Below are 18,410 nucleotides of genomic sequence, written 5' to 3'. Positions count from 1 at the left end.
TACCTAAGGTGTGTGCCTGATGGATGCCGTTTCCCCGCTGCAAGCCTACGAACGTGCCGTCCGGCGTGGTTTTCAGCCCGATCAGGCGCTGTTGCAGGCTGCCCGACAGTTGCAGGCGTGCTATGAGGCCCTGGCCGATGCGCGGGGTCGGGCACAGGGCGTCTATTTGTGGGGGCCGGTCGGGCGCGGCAAGACCTGGTTGATGGACCGCTTTTTCGAAAGCCTGAGCGTGCCGGCCCGGCGGCAGCATTTTCATCACTTCATGCGCTGGGTGCACAAGCGCATGTTCGAGCTGATGGGCACGCCTCAGCCGCTGACCGTGGTCGCCAAAGAGCTGGCGCGGGAAGTGCGGGTGATGTGTTTCGATGAGTTGTTCGTGACTGACATCGGCGACGCAGTGATTCTCGGCGGGTTGCTGCAAGTGATGTTCGAAGAGGGCGTAGTGCTGGTCTGTACGTCCAATCAGCCACCGGAAAAGTTGTACAGCCACGGCCATAATCGTGAGCGCTTCCTGCCAGCCGTCGCCGCGATCCTGAAATACATGAATGTGGTGGCGGTCGACGGCGGCGAGGATCATCGCCTGCACCCCGGACAGTTGCACCAGCGTTACTGGGTTGCACAGGCCGGTCAGCCAAGTGCATTGAAGGGGATATTCGAAGCGCTGAGCGCTGGCCAGCCGGTTCACGACTCGCAGGTCATGCTCGGCTATCGCAGCATCAATGTGGTTCAGCATTCCGATACGGCAGTGTGGTGCCGCTATCGTGACCTGTGTGAACAACCGCTGGCGGCGATGGATTTTATCGCGTTGTGTGATCGTTTCTCGGTGATTCTGCTCAGCGAAGTGCCGCCCCTCAGCGCCGCCCAGCGCGAGGCGAAGATTGCCCGTGGCACCGAGGATGGCGTGGAGCAGGTGACGGCAGGCGACCGCGAGCTGCCGCAGTTATCGCCCAACGACGACGGCGTGCGACGTTTCATTGCGCTGGTGGACGAATGTTACGACCGGCGCATTCCGCTGTATGTCGAAGCGCCTGTGCCAATAGACGAACTGTACACCCAGGGTTATCTGTCGTTTGCCTTTCGGCGCACCCTGAGTCGGCTTCAGGAAATGCAACTGGAGCGTTTCACCGAGACCTGAGCTTCAGGCTGCATCCCGACGGCGCTGGGTCAGCACGTGTTTGGCACCTTCGATCATCAGCACCACGACGGCCAGCCAGATCGGCAGGTAAGTCAGCCATTCATCGCGGCCGATGCTCTCGCCCAGCAACAGGGCGACGCCGACCAGCAGCACCGGCTCGACATAACTGAGCAAGCCAAACAGGCTGAACGGCAGCAAACGGCTGGCAACGATGTAACTGACCAGTGCCGAGGCACTGATGACCCCGAGCACGGGAATCAGCAGGTACAGCAGCGGTGCCTGCTGGATGGCTTGTGGATGACCGTTGGCGATAAACCACAGGCCGATGGGTAGCATCAGCAGCATGTCGAACCAGAGCCCGCCGAGGTGGCCGGTCTTGAGCTTGCGTCGCAGCACGAAGTACAGCGGATAACCGCCCGCGACCAATAGCGTCTCCCACGAAAAGCTGCCCAGCCGCCATAGCTCATGGCCAACACCGATCATGGCAAATACCGCCGCGACCTTTTGCAGATACGAAAGGTGCTCGCCGTACACGATGCGGCCGGTGAGAATCATGCTCAGCGGCAGCAGGAAATAACCCAGCGATACCTCCAGACTGCGCCCGTGCAGCGGTGCCCACATGAAGATCAGCAATTGCGCGCCGAGCAGCACCGAAGACAGCAGCAGCGCGAAGATCAGCAGCGGTTGCTGCCTGAGCCGGACAGTCACTTCGCGGACTCGCCGCCAGTCTCCGCTGACCAGCATGAACAGCGTCGCGCATGGCACGGTGAGCAGCATGCGCCAGCCGAAGATCTCTTCACCGTCGAGCGGGGTCATTAGTGACGTATAGAAATACATGACTCCGAACAGCGTTGACGCCAGGATCGACAGCACTACACCTTTGTACACGACGGCCTCCGCGACAGCTGATTCGACAGATTGCGCACCTGTCTGGTGCGCGTGGTCGTCAGTCTACTGGCCTGAGGTGCAAAAAGCTGCAAATCGGACGGCCCTTGCACGACGATGGAACGAGCCTCATGCAAGTGCATCAGAGGTTTTGGCTAATCGATCAGCTTTGTTAGGCTGTCGCGCTGGCCGGTGTGACCGTACTCGGCAAATTACAAGGAGCATGCATGACCTCTTTTAGCACCGCAGCCCATGATGCCAAGGCTCGGGCGGAGCAGTCTTCGACGCGTATCGCGTTTTTCATTGCCGGTTTCAGTGTCGCCTCTTGGGCGCCGCTTGTGCCTTACGTCAAACAGCGGATGGGCCTTGATGAGGGCACGCTCGGGCTTTTGTTGCTGTGCCTCGGCGTAGGCTCGATTCTCTCGATGCCGTTGGCCGGTGCGCTGGCAGCGCGGTTTGGCTGTCGGCGGTTGCTGGTCTGCTCGACGGTGTTGATCTGTCTGTGTCTACCGCTATTGGCGACGATATCCAGTCTGCCGCTACTCATAGCCACGCTGTTCCTGTTTGGCGCGGGCATGGGGGGTGTGGATTGCACGGCCAACGTTCAGGCGGTGATTGTCGAGCGTGCCAGCGGCAAGACCATGATGTCGGGATTCCATGGCCTGTTCAGCCTCGGTGGGATTGTCGGTGCCGCGGGTGTCGCCGGCTTGCTCAGTCTGGGCATCTCGCCGTTCACGGCGATGCTGATCGTGGTATTTCTGACGTTGGTTGCGCTGGCCAAAGCGGCGCCGAATCTGTTGCCTTACGGCAGTCCGGCCGATGGGCCAGCCTTTGCCATCCCGCGTGGCGTGGTGCTGTTCATCGGCCTGCTGTGCTTCACCGTGTTTCTGGCCGAAGGCGCAATGCTTGACTGGAGCGCGGTATTCCTGACCTCGTTGCGTGGTGTCGAAGCGTCGTATGCCGGACTGGGCTATGCGGTATTCGCCGCGACCATGACCCTGGGGCGGTTGTTTGGCGATGCGGTGGTAAAACGGGTGGGCTCCAATCGAGTGATCATTCTTGGCGGGCTGTGTGCCGCAGCGGGGCTGGCCGTCGCGACATTGATCCCGGTCTGGCAGGCGGCGCTGCTGGGGTATGCATTGGTAGGCGCGGGTTGCTCGAACATCGTACCGGTCTGCTACAGCGCAGTCGGTCGGCAGAAGACCATGCCGGAAAGCGTGGCGATTCCGGCGATCACCACGGTTGGTTACGCCGGGATTCTGATTGGTCCTGCGGCAATCGGTTTCATCGCCCATGTCAGCAGCCTTGAGCTGGCGTTCATGATCGTTGCCGTGATGCTCTTGGGCGTGGCTATCGGCGGCAGCAAGCTCAGGACCTGATTCTGACTACAACGTGCGTGCCATCCCCGACACCCGGATCGAACTCCCGGGCTGCTCGGGGATTTCCGCGCGCAGACGTGACGGGCTGCCCATGTCCTCGCCCTGAATAATGTCTATCAGGCCACCGTGCGGCCAGCCTGTATCGCGCAGATAACCACCCAGGGCCGCCGTGGCCGCACCGGTAGCCGGGTCTTCATAAACGCCGCCGAAGGCAAACGGGTTGCGAGTGTGGAACAGCTGTTCGGTTTCGGCCCATACCAGCAAAATAGTCGCCCAGCCTTCGCGTACCATCAGCTCTCGACCGGCCTGCTGGTCATAGTGCATAGCCTTGAGCTGTGCCCGGCTGTTCAGCGCCAGCACAAGGTGCCCGGCACCGCCGTTGATATGCGCTGGCTTGATGCGTTCATCCAGATCGTTGTGCGTATAGCCGAATAGCGCCAGGGCTTCTTCCAGCAACTGCGCGCTGATCGGCTTGCTGAAGGTCGGTGGCGATTGCAGTGCTGCCGAAGTCAGGGAGCCTTGCGCATGACCCTCGACAGTGATCTGCGCCTGATTGAGCGTCAGGTTGAACACGCCGTCGCCTTGCCGTGCCGCCAGCGCTGCGCCCAAAGCGATGGTCGCGTGTCCGCAGAACGGGACCTCTGCCAGCGGCGAGAAATAACGTACACGCCAGCAACCTTCCACAGGAGCGGCAAACACGGTTTCGGAAAAGCCGACCTCGGCGGCAAGCTGCTGCATGACGAGGTCATCGGGCAGCGCATCGCCAATCCACACGCCTGCCAGGTTTCCACCGCGATCGCCATCGCTGAATGCCGCCAGTTTGAGTATTTCAGTTGTCATTGAAGGATGTCCTTGCCGTGGTCATTGGGCGACAGTTTGCAACGGAGCTGATTTGATAATCCAGTGAGAAGAACTGATGCGGTGCATCTATATAGCTGATGCCTGAGCGCCCGCGCAGGCCTCTCCTCTCAAGGCACCTCACACCTTGCCATACGCCGCTGCACTACACGTTCACGCAGTGCGTCGTAGGCCCAATTGAACAGCATGGTGTAAGGCAGAAACATCAGCAGCAGACCGATATCCAGCCAGAATGCTTCCATCAGGCTGATCGTCAGCCACCATGCGGCCAGTGGCACGACGGCCAGAATCAGTCCGGCTTCGAAACCTGTTGCGTGCAGCACGCGAGTGGTCAGGCTCATGGCAAACCCGTACTTGTTGCGCAGTTTGTCGAACAGGGCGTTGTAGAGCATGTTCCAGAGCATGGCGATGGTGGAGATCATCACTGTCATGGCGCCCATCATTGCCAGCGAATGGTTCATGAGCCAGGCCAGCAGCGGTGCGACCAGAATCACGCCACCGATCTCGAACAGGCTGGCGTGCAGCGCCCTTTCACGCAGGGTTTTGGACGCTACGGATGCGTGCTGGCTGGCGTGTTGTGGGCTGTTGCTCATGATAAGACTGTCCTTTGTGCTCGTGGGTGGCAGCATTATCATCGGTGTTTGCGTTAACCTGAAAATCAATACCATCGGTAAAGCCGATAAGAGAGTGTCATGAGTTATTCACCGGAAGCCCTGGAAGCCTTCGCCCAGATTGCCGCACTGGGTTCGTTCAGTGCAGCTGCACGCCGTCTGGGCAAGAGTCAGTCGACGATCAGTGAAGCAATTGCGCGCCTGGAGATCGATTTTGGGCTGGAGCTGTTCGATCGCTCTTCCAGGCAACCGGTTCTGACTGAAGCCGGGCGGGTCATGCTTGGCCGTGTCGATGACCTGTTGTGCGCCTCGGACCGACTGCGCCGGGCTGCTGCAAGGCTTGCGGCAGGCGTCGAGCCAAGGCTGACGCTGGTGCTGTCGGACGCCAACCAGTTCGCCGATTTCGAGCGGCTGATGACCGAGCTGGATCAGCGCTTTCCGGAGCTGGAGATGGAATGCGTATTCGCCGAGCACGGTGATGCCATCAGCCTGGTGCAGTCGGGCAGGGCATCATTGGGGCTGCTGTCGGCGCAAGCCAGCTACCCACTGGAGATCGGTCACGCGACCATCGACGAAAGTGCCGATTTCGGTCTGTTCGTCTCGCATAAACATCCGCTTGCCGCGCTGGAACGGGTCGATTATCAGCAACTGGCGGGTTACCGCGCATTGCGCCTCAACACGCTGGTCGAGCACAGCATCCCCACCGACGACCTGCCCACCAGCGGTCACCGTCATTGGTCAGCGCCCAATTACCTGCTGTTGATGGACATGGCTGCCTTCGGTTTTGGCTGGTCGGCGTTGCCGCGCTGGCTGGTGTCGCGCTATTCGGGCGGGCTGCTCAAAGAGCTGAAAGTCTCGGGCTGGCCGCGTCGCTCGGCGGTCGATGTCATCTGGTCATTCCAGCGCAGCCTGGGGCCAGCAGGTGCATGGCTGCTGGAGTCGTTGGTGCCGTTTGCCGGAGAGTAAGCGGATCGGCTCTCATAACCGGCAGTCAGCAGTCGCGGGGCTTGCTGATTTCCAGCTATAAAGCACAGACTTTCAACACTGTCGGGTAGGGTAACGCATGACATTCGACTGGCACTCCGATCCTGTTACACGTGATACCCCGGTGGACGACCGCTACCGAAATACGCAGAACGTGAGGCGCTTCATGACCGGACAATGCGGGCCGTCGTTCAGGTTCGACCGGCCATTCATGGCGTGGATCACTAATGGCGAGCCCAAAAACATGGGCCAGGTCGTGGATGAATGGTTGCGTCTGCGAACAGCAGGATCGGAATGAGCTGACGTTGTGGCTGTTGGAGGGCTGCCCGCCCGGGCTCGCTCTGTCTGTATCAAGAAGCACATACCGCTCTGACTTTTCGAAAATCATCGATTTTCGAGTGCAAAATGCCATTATTTTTGCAACCGAGCGTTTTTTCTCGTAGCGTGCTCGTGCCGCCCTGCCTGAAGGGAACGCGGCGCAACCCATACCGCAGGTGCCTCCGCCGTGACCCCGACAGATCTACAACATCTCCAGAGCCGATTATCGGCTCTGGAGCAGGAAAACGCCTCGCTTAAAGAGCGCCTGAGCGTCAGTGGTCAGGAGGCCGAAAACGCCCTGGCGCACTCTCAGGAGCGTTATCGTTTTCTGTTCAACGCGATGGATGAAGGCTTTTGCATCATCGAGTTCTTTGACGGCCCGCACGGCCCGTTGAGCGATTACATTCATATTGAAGCCAACCCGGCTTACGAGTATCACGCCGGCATTCCCAATGTGGTGGGCAAGAAGCTGCGCGAGATGGTTCGCGAAGAGGCGGATGGCTGGGTCGAGTTCTACGGCAAGGTATTGCGCACCGGTGAGCCGGTCCGCTTCGAGCGCGAGCTGGTGGCGACCGGGCGCTACCTGGCACTGACCGCGTTCCGCATCGAGCCGGCCAGCCGCAAGCAGGTAGCGGTGTTGTTTCAAGACATCACCGAACGCAAGCGCGCAGAGCTGGCGTTACAGCAGATGAATGAAACGCTGGAGGCTCGTATTGTCGAGGCCGTCGCCGAGCGCAATGTGCTCGCCGATGTCGTCAATGGCACCAATGCATTCATCCATGTCATCGACGCCAATTACCGCTGGATGGCCATCAATGGCTCAGCGCTACGCGAGTTCGAGCGTCTTTTTGGCGTCCGTCCTCAGGTAGGCGACAATATGCTCGACCTGCTGGACGACTGTCCGCAGAGCAAAGCGGGCCTTAAGCAGCGCTGGACGCGGGCGTTGGCAGGCGAGGAGTTTGCGGAAAGCGTCAGCTTCAGCGATTCGAAGGATCCGGCCAGCCACTTCGAAATGCGTTACAGCACGCTTCGCGATGCACAAGGCCAGGCCATTGGCGCGTATCTGTTTGCCTACGATGTCAGCGAACGGTTGCGAGAGCAGGAACGCCTGGCTCAGGCTGAGGATGCCTTGCGCCAGTCGCAGAAGATGGAAGCGGTTGGTCAGTTGACTGGCGGTATCGCCCACGACTTCAACAACCTGCTGACCGGTATCACCGGCTCGCTGGAACTGCTCAAGACGCGCATGAGCCAGGGCCGTTTCACTGAAATAGATCGCTACATAGGGGCTGCGCAGGATGCATCCAAGCGTGCAGCGTCGCTGACTCACCGGCTGCTGGCGTTTTCACGTCGACAAACGCTGGACCCCAAGCCGGTCGACATCAACCGGCTTGTGATCGGGATGGAAGAGCTGATTCGACGTACGGTCGGAACTCACATCACGCTGGAAGTCGTGACCTCAGTCGGGTTGTGGTCGACGTTCATTGACGCCCCGCAACTGGAAAATGCGCTGTTGAACCTGTGTATCAATGCCAGGGATGCCATGCCGCGAGGCGGGCGAATCACCATCGAAACCGCTAACCGGTGGATTGACGAGCGCGGCTCCCAGAGCCGTGACCTGACACCGGGGCAATACCTGTCGCTGTGTGTCAGTGACACCGGTACCGGCATGTCGCCTGAGGTTATCAACCGCGCGTTCGACCCGTTTTTCACCACCAAGCCACTCGGGCAGGGCACGGGTCTGGGATTGTCGATGGTGTACGGTTTTGTGCGCCAGTCCGGTGGGCAGGTGCGTATCTACTCTGAACCTGAGCAGGGCACGACCATGTGCCTGTACCTGCCGCGTCATTACCTTGGGGCTCCGGAAGAGGTCGAGGCTGTCGAGACTTGCGAATCGGCGCCTGCGCAGACCGAGCGTACGGTGATGATTGTCGACGATGAGCCGACCATCCGCATGCTGGTGGCCGAAGTGCTGGAGGATCAGGGGTATATCCCGATCGAGGCGGGCGAGGGCGCGTCTGCGCTGAAGATGCTGGAGTCCGATATGCGTATCGACCTGCTGGTAACCGACGTCGGGTTGCCTGGCGGCATGAACGGTCGGCAACTGGCGGATGCTGCGCGCATCATTCGACCAGACCTTAAAGTGCTGTTCATCACCGGTTATGCTGAGAACGCCATCATTGGTAACGGCCATCTGGATCCGGGGATGTGGGTGCTCACCAAGCCGTTCACCATGGACGCGTTCGCCAGCCGCATCTACGAAATGATCGAACGCAAGGATTGAGTCCAAAAAACGTCAGCGGGCAGGCAGCGTCTGGAATTCACCTTTCGACAGGCCCTGCACGTCGTTGCCCATGCTGTCACGGATGGTCAGGTCGGCACCTTGGTCGGTCAACGCCTTGAGCACTTCAGTGCGTTTGAACAGCGCCGCGTACATGGCCGCCGTCTGCCCGGCATTGTTGGTCAGGTTTGGGCCGCAATCGGCCTGAACCAGGCGCTTGGCGATGCTCAGTTCACCCTTGAAAATCGCGCCCATCAGTGCAGTGTTGCCGCGATTGTCCTTGGCGCAAGGGTCAGCACCGGCATTGATCAGGCGTTCCACCGAATCTTCATGGCCGTGATAGGCGGCCAGAATAAGGCCGGTATAGCCCTGTTCGTCACGCACGTTGAGGTCGTAATGGGCTTCGATGAAGGTGTCCAGCATCGGGTTGTTGCCTTCACGGGACGCGTCGAAAAACAGCGTGCGCAACTGGCTGGCGGTCTGTTCAGCGGTCAGTTCGGAAGCGGGTGCCGGGGCGGGTGGGGTTGCGTTTGCGGCTGCAGCAAACAGCAGCAAGGCATAGATCAGATTTTTCACAGGCGTTCTCCTGGCTGGAACCGCCCCGGCGTCGTAAACGCTGGAGCGGGACGTCAGATCATCAGTCTTTGAGGCTTGCAGCCAGCGACTTGACCTTGCTCAGATCGCCCTTGGCGACTTCGGTTACCCGAGTGCCGTAGTCCGGATCTGCCTTGTACAGGAACGACAGCATAATGTTCTTGCTTTCGGTGTCGGTGTCAGCCAGCGACTCGCCAAAGCTCTGCACCAGGTCGGTCTTCTCTTTAGGGCTGTAGGAGCGATACAGATCACCCGCCTGCTTGAAGTTCTGCTCACGCGTAATCTTCGCCTGCTGGGTGGTGCCGCTGATCGGCAATTCGCTGTAGCGCGCTTTTTCGTCGGCTGGACGTGGCTCCAGACGGCTCGGCTCATAGTTGACGCCGCTGGTGGTGTGGCCGGTATTCAGAGCACCGTCCTGATTACCGTTGTTCACCGCAACCTTGGGCTGGTTGACCGGCAGGCTCAGACCATTCGCGCCCAGGCGATACATCTGGGTGTCGGCGTAGGAGAACACACGGCCTTGCAGCAGACGGTCCTCGGAAGGCTCGATACCAGGAACCAGGTTAGCCGGGGCCATGGCGACCTGTTCGGTTTCCTGGAAGAAATTGTCGACGTTCTTGTTCAAGACCATCTGACCGATTTTCTTCTCAGGGACGTCGGGCCAGATCTTGGTGGCGTCCAGTGGGTCGAAGTCGAATTTCGACAGCTCTTCAGGCTTCAGGACCTGAACGTACAAGTCCCATTTCGGGAAGTCGCCTTTTTTGATGGCACCGACCAGATCGTTGGTCAGATGGCTGTAGTCCTTGGACTGGACCTGAGCGACTTCTTTCGGATCAAGGTTCTTGATGCCTTGCAGGGTCTTCCAGTGGAACTTGACGTAGTGCACTTCGCCTTTGGCATTCACCAGTTTGTAGGCGTGTACGCCGTTGCCGTCCATGAAGCGATAGCCTGCAGGTGTACCCTCATTTGAATACAGCAGTGTCAGCGTACGGGTGGCTTCTGGAACATGCGAGAAGAAGTCAAAGCGACGCGAATCGTTGTCCAGGTTGGTACGCGGGTCAGGCTTGAAGGCGTGGACCATGTCCGGGAACTTGATGGCGTCACGGATGAAGAAGGTTGGAAAGTTGTTGCCTACCAGGTCCCAGTTACCGTCTGCCGTGTAGAACTTGGTGGCGAAGCCGTGTGGGTCGCGCAGGGTTTCAGGCGAGTGGTTGCCATGGACAACGGAGGAAAAGCGCACGAAGACCGGGGTTTTTTCGCCCGATTTGAACACCGTGGCCTTGCTCAGATCGCTGATATCGGCCGATGCGGTGAACTCACCTTTGACACCCGTGCCGCGAGCATGGACCACGCGCTCCGGAATACGCTCGCGATCAAAGCGCTGCAGCTTTTGCAACAGCTGCACATCTTGCAGCAGGACAGGCCCTTGGGCGCCTGCAGTCTGAGAGTTCTGATTGTCGCCGACGACGGCACCATTGTCGCGAGTCAGGGTGTCTGCTGCATAGGCGGTCGGAACAGTAACGAGACCGACTGCAGTCAGACACACCATATGTCTGGACCAGTTTAATAACGGCATTTTGAATCCCTCATATTTTTAGTAGGCCGGTTTATCTTAGGCGCGTGAGGGCAGGGCGGTGATTATAAAAATATATCGGGGTGATTAAGATAAATACTGAGAGGGGAGAGGAACCGAGTAAAAACTTTCACAATTAGTTGAATAATTTCCTTGGATATGAGGAAGGCGGGCTACAGGTGAACGTATAAAAAATCATGGTTTTAGTTATGTATAACCTTGAAAATAAAGGAATTTTTATTAAATGTTGGTATTAATCAAAGGCGCGTTTAATAACGCCATCTAGGGTTAATAGTAATCATTATCATTTTGAAAGCTCGTCAATAATAAAGTGCTGGCGTCCCGGTGTGGAACGATCGTGCAACTAAATAATGCGATGTTCAAGATTGCTGGCTTTTTGATATTGTCTTCTAAGGTCGTCGTATAAGTTACAACTAAGTTATCCTGCGGCAAAGTGACATTATCGGTTTTGAAAGCGTTGACGCGCTATCATGTGGCCACACCTTGTGCAGCCACGCCGCGTTTAATGGAGCCCCTCGTCTCATGCCCACCATCATGTTGCTACAAACCCCGCCACCGGAGTTCATCCGTAGCCAGATCCAGCAGATGGTCGTGGACTACGTGACCGACATCAGCATGGTAGCCATTGCGCCGAGCAATCCGCTGTACAACCTGTATCAGTATGGCGTGGGGTATGAAGTGCATCTCTACCTGAACGCCATGGACGGCTCGCAAAACCTGGCGGTCGAACTGATCGTCGCGCTGGACGATGAGGACCCGGAAACCGTATTGGGGTTTTTACTGTACCTGCCTGTGCAGGATGATCCACAGGCTTGTGCCGTGGCCTATATGGCGGTGCGCGAAAGCCATCGTCGCCAGGGCATTGCACGCTCGATGCTGAATAAGATGGTCGGCCGCTACCCGCACGCAGAACTGTATTGCGTGGTGGGCAAAGTGGCGTATTTCGAAGCGCTGGGCTTCCAGGTCCTGGGCGCACGCGGCCCGCAGGTCATCATGAACACGTTGGATCACGGAACGGATGGCCTGCTTGCGGTCATGGACATCGCTCCGATCTACAGCTCGGTGGAAGTGCGTCAGATTCATGCGTACCTGCTCAAACAGCACGGCAAGAGAGCGATGGTCGATGCAGAGAAGCAGCGTGACCGTCATCTCGACCGTATGACCCGGGATGCCAGGGCGTTCGCCGAGCAGCGTCTTGAAAACCCTGGCGTGCCGGAAGGTGTTGCGCAAGCGTCAAGGCTGCACTGACAGCCAGGGTGTCGCGCGGGCAGACCTGTATTGATAGACGGAAGTAGTTGCACAAGCGCTATCTATCAAAAAAGTGGAGAGTGCGTTGGAACGATCCAAATGCAGCGAAGTCATTATGACATCATGACTATTTGGCCACTCTCAGGCACGGATGTCGTCCCTCATTCAGCAACAGGTAAGCCCCATGAATTTCCTGCGTCAGTCCAAGTTTTCGACCAAGCTTCTTTCGGCATTCATTGTTTGTGCACTGATCACACTGGCCGTTGGCGGACTGGGCATGGTCGGGGTTACCCGCTTGGGCAACGCGCTTGAGCTTACCTTTTCCAACAACCTTGTTTCTGTCAGCAACACTAATGAAACGCTGACCAGCCTCACCGCTCACAACCGTGGACTGTACCGTTTGCTGGATGCGCAGGATGGCGGTGTTCCTGAAGCCGACAAGGAACGTGTTCGACAGGCGTTGAGCGAGGATCTGGCTCGCGCGCAGAAGGTATTTGCGATTTACCGTGCCACGCCGCTGGAAGATGACGAGCGTGCTGCCGGTGACCAGTTTGAGCTGATGATGCCCGGCTACGTTGCCGGCGCCCAACAGGTCGTCGATCTGATAAGGGCCGGTGATAAAGACGCTGCCCGCACCCGACTGAACACACTGTCCTCGGAAGGCTTTACCAAGGTGCGCAGCTATTTGCGCACTATGATTGATTCCAACAACCGTCAGATCAAAGAGGGTGCTGCGGCCGCTGCGAGTCTGCGGAACTCTTCATTGATGATGCTGGAAATCGGCGTGGCCATCGCCTTTCTGGTGGCAATCATGCTGGGGCTGTTGATCACCCGCATGATTACCCGGCCGTTGGCGGTCGCGGTGGCAAGTGCTCAGCGCATTGCCGGTGGTGACCTGACCCAGCCGATTGTTTCTGACCGTGGCGATGAGGCCGGGCAGCTGCTGGACGCACTGTCCGACATGCAGACCGGTCTGAAAAATACCATTCAACAAATTGCCAGTGCTTCAGACCAGTTAGCCTCTGCTGCCGAAGAATTGAGCGCCGTTACCGATGAAAGCACCCGCGGACTGACTCGCCAGAACGACGAAATCCAGCAGGCTGCGACTGCCGTGAATCAGATGACTGCTGCCGTGGAAGAAGTGGCGCGTAATGCGGTGTCGACGTCCGAGGCGTCGAAGGCTGCAACCGATGATGCAGTCGATGGACGTGGTCAGGTGGATCATACGGTCAAGGGCATCACCACCATGGTGCACGAGATCACCGAGTCCACTGGCGCTGTGTCAGAACTGGCCGGGCATGTGCGAGAGATCAGCAAGGTGCTGGACGTGATTCGCAGTATCGCCGAACAGACCAACCTGCTGGCGTTGAATGCCGCCATCGAAGCCGCGCGTGCCGGCGAACAGGGTCGTGGTTTTGCGGTGGTGGCTGATGAGGTTCGTGCCCTGGCACACCGTACCCAGGCCTCGACAGTGGAAATCGAAGGCATGATCAGCACCGTGCAGTCCGGGGCCGATGGTGCCGTTGCTGCGATGGGCAAGAGCCTGTCTCTGGCCACCAATACTCAGGAGCTGGCGCTGCGTGCCGGTGCCGCGCTGGAAAAAATCACCCAGGGTGTGGCGACCATCAACGAGCGTAACCTGGTCATTGCTTCGGCTTCCGAAGAGCAGGCCCAGGTCGCCCGCGAGGTGGACCGCAACCTGATCAACATTCAGGACCTTTCGACCCAGAGCGCCGCAGGTGCCAACCAGACCAGCGCTTCAAGTCAGGAACTGTCGCGACTGGCCACCTCGTTCAATTCGCTGGTCGCCAACTTCAAGCTTTGAGCCGTTTCAACACGGTACTGTCTGGCGCACGTCTTTGCCTTTTCGGTGGCTAATTTCCGCACTGACATGAAAAAGGCGTTGCGCCCGACCGGGTCATTTCGCGCATCATAGGCGGACTCAGCCCGAGAGAGACTTTTCATGCCTGTCATTTTCAACACCCTGCGCCTGTCGCTCCCGAGAGTATCGTTATCATTTGTGGCCGTGCTGTGCTGTGGAATCTTTGCCAGTGCTGCGTTGGCCAGCGACGATACGCAACTGATCGAATCCATCAACGCCTATCGTGGTCAGGCACAGCGCTGTGGCGAGCAGGTATCCATGGAACTGCCGCCACTGACCAGTGATGCACGTCTGGTGCTGCCCGCCAGTGGCAATCTGGACCTGCAACAGGCGCTGACGCGTGCCTCCTATCCAATGGTCACTGTGCAGGCGATCAGTCTGTCCGGCCCCAATGACGCTGACTCGGCACTTAAAGCGGTGCTGGAGAGTTTTTGCCGAGTAGTGCTGGACCCGCAATTTGTCGACATCGGGGTTAGCCGGCAGGGGCGAGACTGGCGCATTGTCCTGGCACGCTCGCTGGTGGCTTCGCGTCTTGGCGATTGGCAGGTAGTGCCGCACAACGTCATTCGCAGGCAATGGCCAATCAGAACTTTTTTGACCACAAGGATCGCGACGGCCGTACGCCTGGCGATCGGGCCGAACTTGCTGGCTATATAGGCCAGCAGGTCGGTGAGAACATCGCTGCAGGCCAGGACAGCGCGCGCAAGGTGGTGGATGGCTGGCTGCTGAGCCCCGGCCACTGCGCCAACCTGATGAGTCCTGATTTCCGCGAGTTGGGAGCAGCCTACGCGATGGACCCGAAAAGTGACGCAGGGATTTACTGGACGACGATGTTCGGCACGCAGCAGTAGCGCCTGCTGCTGCCTTGAACCGGTGGGTTTAGAAGCGGAATGCCTGACGGCCGATGAGCAGCCATTGGCCATTCTGCTTCTGCCAGATCTGGAAGTTCTCGATTTCGGTCGGCACAACCTTGCCGCTGTTCACTGCCTGTGCCGAGAAATGATTGCGCACCAGGGCGGTGTCGCCGGAAAGAATGATTTTCTGATTGAGCATCTTCAGTTCGTTAAAGGCGCTCTTGCCGGTCTCGATGTCTGCGATGAACGCTTTCTTGTCCTGAATGGTGCCGCTGGAGTGTCCGTATGTGAGGTTGTCGGCGGTCAGCGCATTGAGTTGCTTTATGTCCTTGTGCCACATGGCTTGCGTGAGCTTGTCTACCGCCTCGGCAACATCAGTCTCGTCAGAAGTTGCCGCAGCGGCGTAGCCGGTAAACAGGCACAGAAACGCCATTAGCAGTGTCAGCTTTTTCATGTTCATCCCTTTTTCTTGTCGTTATTGAATGTGAGCGAAGCCCGCGTAGATGAGTAATTCATCTGTCGTCGTACAACTTAGATCAGGGCAGGCCATTCGACAAGGAGAGATGCCGGGAAGCGCGCTTCCCGGCGATAGAGATTAAACGCGGAACTGCTTGGTAAGACGGTTCAGGCCTGACGCCAGCGTCGACAACTCGGCAGTGGCGATGGCGGTCTGATTGGAGCCCTCGGACGTCTGACTGGACAGGTCACGAATGCTGACCAGGCTCCTGTCGACCTCACGAGCAACCTGGGCCTGTTCTTCGGCAGCGGTAGCGATCATCAGATTGCGTTCGTTGATCTGGCTGATGGAGTCGGTAATTTCAAGCAGGGCCTTGCCGGCGCCATTGGCCATCTCCAGGGTCTTGTGTGCCTGAACGCTGGTCTGCTCCATGGCAGTGACAGCGTTGCCGGTGCCGGTCTGAATCGAGCCGACCATCTGTTCGATTTCGCGGGTCGATTGCTGGGTGCGGTGTGCCAATGCGCGTACTTCGTCCGCGACCACGGCAAAACCTCGCCCTGCTTCGCCTGCACGGGCCGCCTCGATCGCAGCGTTGAGTGCCAGCAGGTTGGTTTGTTCGGCGATGGCGCGGATCACATCCAGCACCTTGCTGATGTCCGTTGCCATGACCGCCAGGCCCTGCACCTCGGTTGAGGTGATCTGCACTTTGGAGACCATCAGGTTGATCGCCGTGACAGTCTCATCGACCTGCGCACGTCCGGCCATGGCTGCGGTGCTCGATTGAGACGTCACTTCCGATGCCGATGCGGCGTTGCTGGCCACTTCCTCTACCGCCGCGCTCATCTGGTTGACGGCCGTAGCTGCCATTTCGATCTCATTGCTCTGACGCTGAATGGTGCGCGATGCATCTTCGGTGACTGCGTGCATCTCTTCGGAAGTAGCGGCCAGTTGGGTGGACGAGTCGCCGATGAGAGTCAGGGCACTGCGCAGGTTGGCTTGCATCAACGCCAGTGCGGCGATCAGCCTGGCCGCTTCATCACTGCCGTCTTGTGGAATGTCTTTGCTCAGGTCATTGGCCGCAATGCGTTGCGCAATGTTCAGCGACTCACCGATCGGTTGAGTCAGGCTACGGGTGTACATCCAGGCCAGCAGCAGGGTAGTAATCACGCCGACCGCGATAAAAATACTCACCATCAACAAGGTTTGCTGATAAGCAGATTCGGCTTGATCACCCGCTTTTTCCGCTTTGCTGTCGTTGATGCCGATGAGCTTTTTCAGCGCGTTTTCGACCTGATCCGCCGCAACTTTCATGTCGCCATTGGAAATGGCAACTGCCCCTTCCAGATTGCCCGCTGCAACAGAGGCCAGGTAGCGATCCTGGGCTGTTTGATAGTCGGCGTTGGCTTTGCGGAGCTCGTCGAATGCCTGACGCCCTTGAGGGGTAACGATCAGTTTGCTGAGAGAGTCCGAAAGACCGGCAATCAGCGAGCGGGCCTGCTGAATGTCGCTAAGTGCCTTGGTCTTGCGATCCTGCGGCTCAAGGGGGTTACGAAGTCGGGCGTTATTGCCCCTGATACCGACAAACTCCCTGTCCAGAGAGCCGAGCAGTTTTACGCTGGGTAGCACGTTGGTTTCGATGAATTTTTCTGCTGTGTTGAGAAGTGCTGCCTGACGCAAAGCCAGTAGGCCCAGTGCAACGATCATCAGGCAAAAAATACCGAAGCATAAAGCCGAACGCAGTGCAAGATTGAGTTTTCGCAGGATCATTATTATTTCTCCGAAGTGGGCATCAGGCTATCGCCTGTCTTCGGGTTTTCTTTATGAGCTATACGGGCCCGGAATCGAGGTTTGAATCAGGTTGTCCGGATAAATCGTAAGCAAATATGTCACGGCCTGGCAGCTTTACATTTTAACCAGCATTTAAAGAGGGCTACCTGTCGCAGCCCGGTGAATCAGCGCTTTTCCATGCCCAGCATAAAAGTATCAATTGCTCGTTTGACCATGCTTTGAATCTGCTCGACGCTCAAGCGTGCGGGTGTTTGTTGATAGAGGCGAATGTCGGTTTCCGCGGTCAGCAGCGAGGTGAGTTGCAGCGCTGCGATATGCGGATCAGTGGTACGTAGCTGGCCACGTTGCATGGCCGCATTCATCAGCGTCGTCACCGTTTGCAGGAACTCCCTGGGGCCTGAGTCATAGAACATTGTGCCGATGTCGGAGTGCCCGGATTCGGCCACTACCATGCGGTACACCGCCAACGCGCTGTCATCATTGATGAGTACCATCAACATTCGCTCCCCGAAGCGCGTGAACAGCGTTCGCAGGTCTAATTCTGCATCTGTGTCCTTGTCGACAGAGATCGCCAGTTCCGAAACGGCCTCGGCAAGATGAGCGGTTGCAACCCTGTTGACCACGGCGATGAACAGCTCCTCCTTGGAGGGGAAGTAGCTGTAGATCGTTGCTTTGGAGCCGCCCATCCGTTTGGTGACTTCATTCATCGACGCACGTTCGTAGCCCATTTCAAGGAAGACACTTGCTGCGGCATCGATGATGGCTTCGCGGCGTGCTTCAGTACGCACCTTCATTTATATCCTCAATCCCTTAGTGAACCGGGTAGTACAGTAAATGCAAAATTCTCTAGACTGGAACTGAACCGTTCGGTACGATTTCAGCCGGTTTCAAGGAGCTTACTGGAAAAGACAGCGCAGATAAATGCCGACGTATCGAGGCGCTCTATATTTTGCAAATCCGATGGCTGGGCCCAGCCATCCATTGCCCGAATTCATTCAACGATGGAGTGAACAGGTCCATGAACATCATCGATTTCAAGAAACCCGTCAAACGCTCTTTTCGTGGTAATACGGCAGTGGTGCCTCAGCTTGAGAAAGTGCTCACCGTCATTCTGAAGACCGACGTTCCTGTGCTTATGGGCATATGCAGCGATGGACTGCGTAGCAGCAGCAGGATTCTGGGCGGAGAGTTCCATGCCGAATATTTCAGCGGCTTGGTGCAGGCTGGCGGCAGCAGTATGCAGGTTGAATTGTCATCCGAGCTTGCCTTTCTGGACACTCGTTTCACTCTGGTCACGCAATTGGGTGAATTGATCAGCGTTGAAAGCCAGGGTGTTCTGCTCATGGACGAATTGGGTCAGCAGGAATTGCAGAACGGGGTCTGGCCGATCAGTGACGGCCATTACCAATGCACGTGCACGCCGCGCTTCAAGGTTTCCCTTGGGCCTAATGAATGGCTGGAAAAGAGCGCCTTCATTGGCAAGACCGAATACATTCAAGACAATGAAACGCTGATCAGTTTTTATCGGATGAAGTCCTGATTCGT

The 18,410-nt window shown here is 57.8% G+C and carries 16 protein-coding genes and 2 pseudogenes; 10 read left to right on the top strand and 8 right to left on the bottom strand.

What is annotated here, in order from left to right:
- Positions 1-19: 19 nt before the first annotated feature.
- A complete protein-coding gene (gene zapE / locus LJU29_RS17505) occupies positions 20-1,135 on the top strand; it encodes a cell division protein ZapE (protein WP_257110991.1) in 1,116 nt (371 codons plus the stop codon).
- Between the two features lie 3 nt (positions 1,136-1,138).
- On the opposite strand, the gene rarD is transcribed toward zapE, so the two are convergent.
- Positions 1,139-2,023 carry an EamA family transporter RarD gene (gene rarD, locus LJU29_RS17500; protein ID WP_257110990.1) on the bottom strand — a complete coding sequence of 295 codons (885 nt, stop codon included), beginning with the start codon at positions 2,021-2,023 and terminating at the stop codon, positions 1,139-1,141.
- 224 nt (positions 2,024-2,247) lie between these two features.
- On the opposite strand from rarD, the gene LJU29_RS17495 reads away from it, so the two are divergent.
- Complete coding sequence (locus LJU29_RS17495) at positions 2,248-3,399, top strand: MFS transporter (RefSeq protein WP_005754603.1); 1,152 nt, start codon at positions 2,248-2,250, stop codon at positions 3,397-3,399.
- Between the two features lie 6 nt (positions 3,400-3,405).
- Here LJU29_RS17495 and LJU29_RS17490 read toward each other — a convergent pair whose 3' ends face one another.
- Together LJU29_RS17490 and LJU29_RS17485 are read right to left on the bottom strand one after the other, a co-directional pair.
- The gene (locus tag LJU29_RS17490) at positions 3,406-4,239 is read right to left on the bottom strand and encodes a PhzF family phenazine biosynthesis protein (RefSeq protein WP_057453616.1); all 834 of its coding nucleotides are present in this window, start codon (positions 4,237-4,239) and stop codon (positions 3,406-3,408) included.
- A gap of 128 nt (positions 4,240-4,367) precedes the next feature.
- Positions 4,368-4,850, bottom strand: coding sequence for a multidrug/biocide efflux PACE transporter (locus LJU29_RS17485; protein ID WP_005754600.1), 483 nt, complete (start codon positions 4,848-4,850; stop codon positions 4,368-4,370).
- Positions 4,851-4,949: 99 nt separating this feature from the next.
- On the opposite strand from LJU29_RS17485, the gene LJU29_RS17480 reads away from it, so the two are divergent.
- The 3 genes from LJU29_RS17480 (at position 4,950) to LJU29_RS17470 (ending at position 8,451) form a co-directional block, all read left to right on the top strand.
- Positions 4,950-5,834 (top strand): LysR family transcriptional regulator, encoded by an 885-nt coding sequence (locus tag LJU29_RS17480; RefSeq protein WP_257110989.1) that lies wholly within the window; start codon positions 4,950-4,952, stop codon positions 5,832-5,834.
- A 97-nt stretch (positions 5,835-5,931) separates the two neighbouring features.
- Positions 5,932-6,150 carry a DUF6434 domain-containing protein gene (locus LJU29_RS17475; RefSeq protein ID WP_011169042.1) on the top strand — a complete coding sequence of 73 codons (219 nt, stop codon included), beginning with the start codon at positions 5,932-5,934 and terminating at the stop codon, positions 6,148-6,150.
- A gap of 207 nt (positions 6,151-6,357) precedes the next feature.
- Positions 6,358-8,451 (top strand): hybrid sensor histidine kinase/response regulator, encoded by a 2,094-nt coding sequence (locus LJU29_RS17470; protein WP_257110988.1) that lies wholly within the window; start codon positions 6,358-6,360, stop codon positions 8,449-8,451.
- A gap of 12 nt (positions 8,452-8,463) precedes the next feature.
- Here the strand turns inward: LJU29_RS17470 and LJU29_RS17465 are convergent, their stop codons facing one another.
- Together LJU29_RS17465 and katB are read right to left on the bottom strand one after the other, a co-directional pair.
- A complete protein-coding gene (locus LJU29_RS17465; RefSeq protein ID WP_005734718.1) occupies positions 8,464-9,024 on the bottom strand; it encodes an ankyrin repeat domain-containing protein in 561 nt (186 codons plus the stop codon).
- Between the two features lie 61 nt (positions 9,025-9,085).
- Positions 9,086-10,591 (bottom strand): catalase KatB, encoded by a 1,506-nt coding sequence (gene katB, locus LJU29_RS17460; RefSeq protein ID WP_004665787.1) that lies wholly within the window; start codon positions 10,589-10,591, stop codon positions 9,086-9,088.
- A gap of 567 nt (positions 10,592-11,158) precedes the next feature.
- Here katB and LJU29_RS17455 point away from each other — a divergent pair.
- From LJU29_RS17455 to LJU29_RS17445, 4 genes and pseudogenes are all read left to right on the top strand, one after another.
- Complete coding sequence (locus LJU29_RS17455; protein ID WP_054996453.1) at positions 11,159-11,884, top strand: GNAT family N-acetyltransferase; 726 nt, start codon at positions 11,159-11,161, stop codon at positions 11,882-11,884.
- A gap of 151 nt (positions 11,885-12,035) precedes the next feature.
- Positions 12,036-12,851: pseudogene (locus LJU29_RS29925) on the top strand (MCP four helix bundle domain-containing protein); the annotation flags it as partial.
- Positions 12,846-13,709 carry a methyl-accepting chemotaxis protein gene (locus tag LJU29_RS29920; RefSeq protein ID WP_404940565.1) on the top strand — a complete coding sequence of 288 codons (864 nt, stop codon included), beginning with the start codon at positions 12,846-12,848 and terminating at the stop codon, positions 13,707-13,709. The pseudogene LJU29_RS29925 and the gene LJU29_RS29920, both read left to right, overlap by 6 nt.
- A gap of 138 nt (positions 13,710-13,847) precedes the next feature.
- Positions 13,848-14,617, top strand: a pseudogene (locus LJU29_RS17445) (CAP domain-containing protein).
- Between the two features lie 28 nt (positions 14,618-14,645).
- Here the strand turns inward: LJU29_RS17445 and LJU29_RS17440 are convergent.
- The 3 genes from LJU29_RS17440 to LJU29_RS17430 form a co-directional block, all read right to left on the bottom strand.
- Positions 14,646-15,074, bottom strand: a complete 429-nt coding sequence (locus tag LJU29_RS17440) for a nuclear transport factor 2 family protein (protein ID WP_032701925.1) — start codon at positions 15,072-15,074, stop codon at positions 14,646-14,648.
- 141 nt (positions 15,075-15,215) lie between these two features.
- Positions 15,216-16,844, bottom strand: a complete 1,629-nt coding sequence (locus LJU29_RS17435) for a methyl-accepting chemotaxis protein (protein WP_054996456.1) — start codon at positions 16,842-16,844, stop codon at positions 15,216-15,218.
- Positions 16,845-17,029: 185 nt separating this feature from the next.
- Complete coding sequence (locus LJU29_RS17430) at positions 17,030-17,659, bottom strand: TetR/AcrR family transcriptional regulator (RefSeq protein WP_005780575.1); 630 nt, start codon at positions 17,657-17,659, stop codon at positions 17,030-17,032.
- Positions 17,660-17,883: 224 nt separating this feature from the next.
- Here LJU29_RS17430 and LJU29_RS17425 point away from each other — a divergent pair, with 224 nt between their 5' ends.
- The gene (locus LJU29_RS17425) at positions 17,884-18,405 is read left to right on the top strand and encodes a DUF3237 domain-containing protein (protein ID WP_005754575.1); all 522 of its coding nucleotides are present in this window, start codon (positions 17,884-17,886) and stop codon (positions 18,403-18,405) included.
- The last annotated feature ends 5 nt before the right edge of the window (positions 18,406-18,410 follow it).

Origin of the sequence: Pseudomonas ficuserectae, from assembly GCF_024584585.1 — a bacterium.
Lineage (GTDB): Bacteria > Pseudomonadota > Gammaproteobacteria > Pseudomonadales > Pseudomonadaceae > Aquipseudomonas > Aquipseudomonas amygdali.
The sequence above is the reverse complement of the archived record's forward strand: the minus strand, read 5'-3'. Positions and strand labels throughout refer to the sequence as shown.

Excerpts from the sequence above, each read along its gene's own strand:
- LJU29_RS17425 (WP_005754575.1), top strand. The coding sequence starts at position 17,884 with ATGAACATCATCGATTTCAAGAAACCCGTCAAACGCTCTTTTCGTGGT.
- katB (WP_004665787.1), bottom strand. The coding sequence starts at position 10,591 with ATGGTGTGTCTGACTGCAGTCGGTCTCGTTACTGTTCCGACCGCCTAT.
- LJU29_RS17480 (WP_257110989.1), top strand. The coding sequence starts at position 4,950 with ATGAGTTATTCACCGGAAGCCCTGGAAGCCTTCGCCCAGATTGCCGCA.
- LJU29_RS17495 (WP_005754603.1), top strand. The coding sequence starts at position 2,248 with ATGACCTCTTTTAGCACCGCAGCCCATGATGCCAAGGCTCGGGCGGAG.
- LJU29_RS17475 (WP_011169042.1), top strand. The coding sequence starts at position 5,932 with ATGACATTCGACTGGCACTCCGATCCTGTTACACGTGATACCCCGGTG.
- LJU29_RS17485 (WP_005754600.1), bottom strand. The coding sequence starts at position 4,850 with ATGAGCAACAGCCCACAACACGCCAGCCAGCACGCATCCGTAGCGTCC.
- LJU29_RS17435 (WP_054996456.1), bottom strand. The coding sequence starts at position 16,844 with ATGATCCTGCGAAAACTCAATCTTGCACTGCGTTCGGCTTTATGCTTC.
- LJU29_RS17430 (WP_005780575.1), bottom strand. The coding sequence starts at position 17,659 with ATGAAGGTGCGTACTGAAGCACGCCGCGAAGCCATCATCGATGCCGCA.
- LJU29_RS17455 (WP_054996453.1), top strand. The coding sequence starts at position 11,159 with ATGCCCACCATCATGTTGCTACAAACCCCGCCACCGGAGTTCATCCGT.
- LJU29_RS29920 (WP_404940565.1), top strand. The coding sequence starts at position 12,846 with ATGCAGACCGGTCTGAAAAATACCATTCAACAAATTGCCAGTGCTTCA.
- LJU29_RS17440 (WP_032701925.1), bottom strand. The coding sequence starts at position 15,074 with ATGAAAAAGCTGACACTGCTAATGGCGTTTCTGTGCCTGTTTACCGGC.
- zapE (WP_257110991.1), top strand. The coding sequence starts at position 20 with ATGGATGCCGTTTCCCCGCTGCAAGCCTACGAACGTGCCGTCCGGCGT.
- LJU29_RS17490 (WP_057453616.1), bottom strand. The coding sequence starts at position 4,239 with ATGACAACTGAAATACTCAAACTGGCGGCATTCAGCGATGGCGATCGC.